Origin of the sequence: Spirillospora sp. NPDC049652, assembly GCF_040675125.1 — a bacterium.
Classification (GTDB): domain Bacteria; phylum Actinomycetota; class Actinomycetes; order Streptosporangiales; family Streptosporangiaceae; genus Spirillospora.
In genome coordinates this window covers 1-6,932 of record NZ_JBFAOF010000346.1, presented here as the reverse complement: position 1 = coordinate 6,932, position 6,932 = coordinate 1, and the positions used below count along the sequence as shown (strand labels likewise).

The following is a 6,932-nucleotide window of genomic DNA, read 5'->3' as shown; positions in this document are numbered from 1 at the left end:
CGTGGCCCCGCGCGGGGCGACCGGCCGTCCGGTTCCGAGCCGAGGGACCGGTCAGGCGATCGGCCGGGCGGTCGGCGGGATGGGGTAGGGCAGGTCGGTCTGGCCGGTGAGGAACCTGTCGATGCCGTGCGCGGCGGCGCGGCCCTCGGCGATGGCCCACACGATCAGGGACTGGCCCCGGCCCATGTCGCCCGCGGCGAAGACCTTGTCCACGCTGGTGGCGTAGTCGGCGTCGCGGCGGACGTTGCCCCGCTGGTCGAGGTCCACGCCGAGCTGCGCGAGCAGGCCCTCGCGCTCGGGGCCGACGAAGCCCATCGCGAGGGTGACCAGCTCCGCCGGGATCTCCCGCTCGGTGCCGGGGACCGGCTTGAACCCGGTCTCCGGCCCCTCGACGCCGACGACCTTCAGCGCGCGCAGGTTGCCGTCCTCGTCGCCGAGGAACGCCACGGTGTTGATGGCGTAGAGCCGCTCGCCGCCGAGGTCGTGCAGCTCCTCGTGCGCGCTCTCCATCTTGAACAGCATCGGGTAGGTCGGCCACGGCTGGTGGCCGGGCCGCGTCCGCGGCGGCATCGGCATGATCTCCAGCTGGGTGACCGACGCCGCGCCCTGCCGGACGGCGGTGCCGATGCAGTCCGCGCCGGTGTCGCCGCCGCCGATGACCACGACGTGCTTGCCCCGCGCGGAGATGGGCGACTCGGCGAAGTCGCCCTCCTGCACCTTGTTCGCCGGCGGCAGGTACTCCATCGCCTGGTGGACACCGCGCAGGTCGCGGCCCGGGACGGGCAGGTCGCGCCACGCGGTCGCCCCGCCCGCGAGCAGCACCGCGTCGTGGCGTTCGCACAGCTCGTCGGCCGTGACGTCCACTCCGGCGTGCACGGAAGTCTTGAACACCGTGCCCTCGGCGCGCATCTGCTCGACCCGCCGGTCCAGGTGCCGCTTCTCCATCTTGAACTCGGGGATGCCGTAGCGGAGCAGGCCGCCGACGCGGTCGGCGCGCTCGTAGACGGTGACGTCGTGCCCGGCGCGGGTGAGCTGCTGCGCGGCGGCGAGCCCGGCGGGGCCGGAGCCGACGACCGCGACCCTCTTGCCGGTCCGGACCGCCGGCGGCCGCGGCCGCACCCAGCCCTCGTCCCACGCCCGGTCGATGATCTCGACCTCGACCCGCTTGATGGCGACCGGGTCCTGGTTGATGCCGAGGACGCAGGCGCTCTCGCACGGGGCGGGGCAGAGCCGCCCGGTGAACTCGGGGAAGTTGTTGGTCGCGTGCAGCCGCTCGATCGCGTCCTGCCAGTCGCCCCGGTAGACCAGGTCGTTCCACTCGGGGATGAGGTTGCCCAGCGGGCAGCCCTGGTGGCAGAACGGGATGCCGCAGTCCATGCAGCGGCTGGCCTGCCGCTCGACCTTGGGCCGGGCGAAGTCCTGGTACACCTCGGACCAGGACTTGATCCGGACGTCCACCGGGCGGCGCTGCGGGAGCTCCCGTCCCGCGGTCAGGAAACCCTTCGGGTCAGCCATGTCGGAAGTCCCCCTCTCAGCTCTGCGCGGCGGCCATGATGGCCTCGTCGACGTCGCGGCCCTCGGCGCGGGCGGCCTCGGCCGCGTCCAGCACCCGCCGGAAGTCCCGCGGCATGATCTTGGTGATGCGGGCGGCGGCCGCGTCCCAGTCGGCCAGCAGCGCCGCCGCCGTCGCGGACCCGGTCTCGGCGTGGTGCCGCTCGACCAGCCCGCGGACGAACTCGGCGTCCTGCGGGGTGAGCGCCTCCAGGTCGACCATCTCGGGGTTGACCCGCTCGGGTACCAGGTCGAGCACGTAGGCGATGCCGCCGGACATGCCCGCCGCCAGGTTGCGGCCGGTGCGGCCGAGGATGACCGCGCGGCCGCCGGTCATGTACTCCAGCGCGTGGTCGCCGACGCCCTCGACGACGGCCGTGGCGCCGGAGTTGCGGACGCAGAACCGCTCGCCGACGACGCCGCTCGCGAACAGCTCGCCCGACGTCGCGCCGTACAGGATGACGTTGCCGCCGATGATCTGCCCGGACGGGTCGAACGGCACGTCCGCCGGGGGACGCAGCGTGATCCGGCCGCCGGACAGGCCCTTGGCGACGTAGTCGTTGGCGTCGCCGACCAGCCGCAGCGTGATCCCGCGCGGCACGAACGCGCCGAACGAGTTGCCCGCCGAGCCGGTGAAGGTGACGTCGATGGTGTCGTCCGCCAGGCCCGCGCCGCCCCACTTCTTCGTCACCTCGTGGCCGAGCATGGTGCCGACCGTCCGGTTGACGTTGCGGATGGGCAGCTCCAGCGTCACCTTGTCGCCGAACGCGATCGCGCCCTCGGCGAGCTGGATCAGCGTGTTGTCCAGCGCCTTGTCGAGCCCGTGGTCCTGGACGGTGGTGCGCCGCAGGGACGTGCCCTCCGGGACCTCCGGGGCGTGCAGCACCGGGGCCAGGTCCAGCCCGGACGCCTTCCAGTGCTCGACGGCGTCACCGGCGTCGATCATGTCGACGCGGCCGACCGCCTCGTCCAGCGAGCGGAAGCCGAGCGCGGCCAGGTACTCGCGGACCTCCTCGGCGATGAACTCGAAGAAGTTGACGACGAACTCGGGCTTGCCGCTGAACCGCTCCCGCAGCACCGGGTTCTGGGTGGCGACGCCGACCGGGCAGGTGTCCAGGTGGCAGACGCGCATCATCACGCAGCCCGACACCACCAGCGGCGCGGTCGCGAAGCCGTACTCCTCCGCGCCGAGCAGCGCGGCGACGACGACGTCGCGGCCGGTCTTCAGCTGCCCGTCGGTCTGCACGACGATGCGGTCGCGCAGCCCGTTCAGCAGCAGCGTCTGCTGGGTCTCGGCGAGGCCGAGCTCCCAGGGCGCGCCCGCGTGCTTCAGCGAGGTCAGCGGGGACGCGCCGGTGCCGCCGTCGTGGCCGGAGATGAGCACGACGTCCGCGTGCGCCTTGGACACGCCCGCCGCGACCGTCCCGACGCCGACCTCCGAGACCAGCTTCACGTGCACCCGGGCGGCCGGGTTGGCGTTCTTCAGGTCGTGGATGAGCTGGGCCAGGTCCTCGATCGAGTAGATGTCGTGGTGCGGCGGCGGCGAGATGAGGCCGACGCCCGGGGTGGAGTGCCGGGTCTTGGCGATCCACGGGTAGACCTTGTGGCCGGGCAGCTGGCCGCCCTCGCCGGGCTTGGCGCCCTGCGCCATCTTGATCTGGATGTCGTCGGCGTTGGCCAGGTACTCGGCGGTCACGCCGAACCGCCCGGACGCGACCTGCTTGATGGCGCTGCGCCGCAGGTCGCCGTTGACGTCGGGAGCGAACCGCCGCGGGTCCTCGCCGCCCTCGCCGGTGTTGGACTTAGCGCCCAGCCGGTTCATCGCGATCGCGAGGGTCTCGTGCGCCTCGGCGGAGATCGAGCCATAGGACATCGCGCCGGTGGAGAACCGCTTGACGATCTCCGAGACCGGCTCGACCTCCTCGATCGGGACCGGCGGCCGGACGCCCTCCTTCAGCCGGAACAGCCCGCGCAGCGTCATCAGCCTGCCGGCCTGCTCGTCGACCGCGGAGGTGTACTCCTTGAAGATCTCGTAGCGGCGGGTGCGGGTGGCGTGCTGCAGCTTGAACACGGTCTCGGGGTTGAACAGGTGCCGCTCGCCCTCGCGCCGCCACTGGTACTCCCCGCCGACCTCCAGCGTCCGGTGCGCGGACTCGTTGCCGCCGGCCGGGTAGGCGCGGGCGTGCCGCCGGGCGACCTCGTCCGCCAGCACGTCGAAGCCGACGCCGCCGAGCCGGGAGGTGGTGCCGGTGAACGCGCGGTCCACGACCTCGGCGCCGAGGCCGATCGCCTCGAAGATCTGCGCGCCGGTGTAGGACGCGACCGTGGACACGCCCATCTTGGACATGACCTTCAGGACGCCCTTGCCGTACGCCTTGACCAGGTTCCGGACGGCCTTGGCCTCGTCCACCCCGGTGAGGTCGCCGGCGCGGACCAGGTCCTCGACGGTCTCCTGCGCCAGGTAGGGGTTCACCGCGGACGCGCCGTACCCGATGAGCAGCGCCATGTGGTGGCACTCGCGGGCCTCGGCGGTCTCGACGACCAGCCCGACGCGGGTCCGGGTCTTCTCCCGGATCAGGTGGTGGTGGACGGCGCCGGTGAGCAGCAGCGACGGGATCGCGGCGCGGGCCGAGTCGCTGCCCCGGTCGGACAGCACGATGATCCGCGCGCCGCCCTGGATCGCCAGCGACACCTCGGCGCAGATCTCCTCGATCCGCGCCCGCAGCGCCGCGCCGCCGCCGTGCACGTCGTACAGGCCGTGCACGACGTGGGCCTGCAGGTGCGGCAGGGAGCCCTCGTCGTTGATGTGGATGATCTTGGACAGCTCGTCGTTGTCCAGGATCGGCGTCGGCAGCACCAGCCGGCGGCACGAGTCCGGGCCGGGCTCCAGCAGGTTGCCCTCGGGGCCGAGGGTGGACTGCAGGCTGGTCACCAGCTCCTCGCGGATGGCGTCCAGCGGCGGGTTGGTGACCTGCGCGAACAGCTGCTTGAAGTAGTCGAACAGCAGCCGCGGCCGGTCCGACAGCACCGCGATCGGGGTGTCGGTGCCCATGGACCCGATCGGCTCGGCGCCGGTCCGGGCCATCGGCGACAGGATGACCTTGAGCTCCTCGTTGCTGTAGCCGAAGGTCTGCTGCCGCTTGACCAGCGTCTCGTGGGTCGGGATCTCGCGCTCGCGGCGCGGCAGCTCCTCGAACCGGACCAGGCCCTCGTGCAGCCACTCCCCGTACGGGTGCTGCGCGGCGAGCTCGGCCTTGACCTCGTCGTCCTCGATGATCCGGCCGGCCTCGGTGTCGACCAGGAAGATCTTGCCCGGCTGCAGCCGGCCCTTCCGGACGACCCGGTCGGACGGGATGTCCAGCACGCCCGCCTCGGACGCCAGCACCACGAAGCCCTCGTCGGTCACCCAGTACCGGCCGGGGCGCAGCCCGTTGCGGTCCAGGACCGCGCCGACGACCGTGCCGTCGGTGAAGGTCACCGACGCCGGGCCGTCCCACGCCTCCATCAGGGTGGAGTGGAACTCGTAGAAGGCGCGGCGCGCCGGGTCCATCTCGGTGTGGTTCTCCCACGCCTCGGGGATCATCATCAGCACCGCGTGCGGCAGGCTGCGCCCGCCCAGGTGCAGCAGCTCCAGGCACTCGTCGAAGGACGCGGTGTCGGACGCCTCGATGTCGATCACCGGGTAGATCCGGGACAGGTCGCCGGGGATCAGGTCCGACTTCAGCAGCGCCTCGCGGGCCCGCATCCAGTTCCGGTTCCCGCGGACGGTGTTGATCTCGCCGTTGTGCGCGATGAACCGGTAGGGGTGCGCCAGCTCCCACGCCGGGAAGGTGTTGGTGGAGAACCGGCTGTGCACCAGCGCGATCGCCGAGGCGAACCGCTCGTCCGACAGGTCGGGGAAGAAGGGCTCAAGCTGCGGCGTGGTGAGCATGCCCTTGTAGACGATCGTCCGCGCGGACAGGCTCGGGAAGTAGACGGGGGCGTCCTGCTCGGCGCGCTCGCGCATGCAGAACACGGCCCGGTCGAGCTCCAGGCCGCTCTTGCCCGCGTGCGGGCCGTGCGCGGCGGCCGTCAGGAACAGCTGCGCGAAGTGCGGCATCACGCGGCGCGCGGCCGGGCCGCAGTGGGCCGCGTCGTGCGGCAGCTCGCGCCAGCCGAGGACGGTCAGGCCCTCCTCGACGCACAGGGTCTCGACCCGCTCGACCGCCGCGGCGCGCTCGGCCGCGTCGGCCGGCAGGAACGCGAGGCCCGCCGCGTACGAGCCCGCCGCGGGCAGCTCGAAGCCGCACACCGCGCGGAAGAACGCGTCGGGGATCTGGACGAGGATGCCCACCCCGTCGCCGTCGTCGGGCTCGGCGCCCACCGCGCCGCGGTGGTCCAGATTGCGCAGGACGGTCAGGGCGTTGCTCACGATGTCGTGGCTCTTGCGACCGTTCAGATCGGCCACCATGCCGACGCCGCAGGCGTCGTGCTCGTTCGCCCGGTCGTAGAGGCCCTGGTTCTGTGGCAGGCCCGGTGTGAGGGCAGCAGAGGCCATCAAACCCTCCCGTCGTCGTCGTGTCACTGGCTGATGTCAGTGCAGGCACGGGACGGCGTTGGCCCTGCTGCGGTGCGATGAGACTACATCACTGCCGGGATCATGCCCGAAGCGACCAAGTCGCGAAACGTGTCCGGGTCTGTTGATCTTCGTCGATCTCGGTGATCTCCGCGTGGTTTAGACCACTCTAGTGGCGTGTGACCACGCGAAAAGGCCCTGACCTCGGTGAGCATCATCACCGGGGTCCCGATGTTTGAAACATCGGACGGCCGGCAGCGCTCCCCGGGGGCCGGGGCGAGGCGCGGCGGGGAGTCAGTGCGCGCGGGCGGCGCGGTTCAGGACGGCCGGGGCCTTCTGGCCCTCGATCAGGACCGACAGGAGGGTCTCGTCCTTGGCGGCGCTGGCCGCGTCCCCGGTGCCCGTGAGGCGCTGCGCCCAGGCGACCACGGCGTAGTGGCCCATCGCCACGCCGCGCGCCGCGCCGTAGCCCTTCTGGCCGAACGTGCCGAGCGTCCCGCCCGAGTCGGAGCCGGGGGCGAGCGGCCGGACGAACCCGCCGCCGCCGTTCTGGCCCAGCGCGTCCACCGCCGTGTTCGCCGAAGGGGTGTCCACCAGGTTGAAAACCGTCACCGACAGCGCATATCCGTGCGCGGTATCCGCGTACAGCGTCCGGGCGACCTGGGTGCAGCCCGCGCGGCGCAGCATCTTGGCGGTCTCCGCGCCCCAGACGGCCGCCGTGCAGTCGCCGCCCAGCTCCTTGCCCCGCAGCGTCAGGCGCGCCTTCCGGGAGACCTGGAGGGTCGCCGCCTCCGAGGGGAACGCCTCGGCCGCGGTCAGCGGCGCC

General features: G+C 72.4%; 2 protein-coding genes and 1 pseudogene. All 3 read right to left on the bottom strand.

Translation table 11 applies throughout. The features are described from left to right. Window positions 1-51 precede the first annotated feature (51 nt). Complete coding sequence (locus tag AB0J52_RS21620) at window positions 52-1,515, bottom strand: glutamate synthase subunit beta (protein WP_500183550.1); 1,464 nt, start codon at window positions 1,513-1,515, stop codon at window positions 52-54. Between the two features lie 16 nt (window positions 1,516-1,531). Then, a complete protein-coding gene (gene gltB / locus AB0J52_RS21615; RefSeq protein ID WP_500183549.1) occupies window positions 1,532-6,088 on the bottom strand; it encodes a glutamate synthase large subunit in 4,557 nt (1,518 codons plus the stop codon). Window positions 6,089-6,400: 312 nt separating this feature from the next. Further along, window positions 6,401-6,932 (bottom strand): annotated as a pseudogene (locus AB0J52_RS21610) (hypothetical protein); the annotation flags it as partial.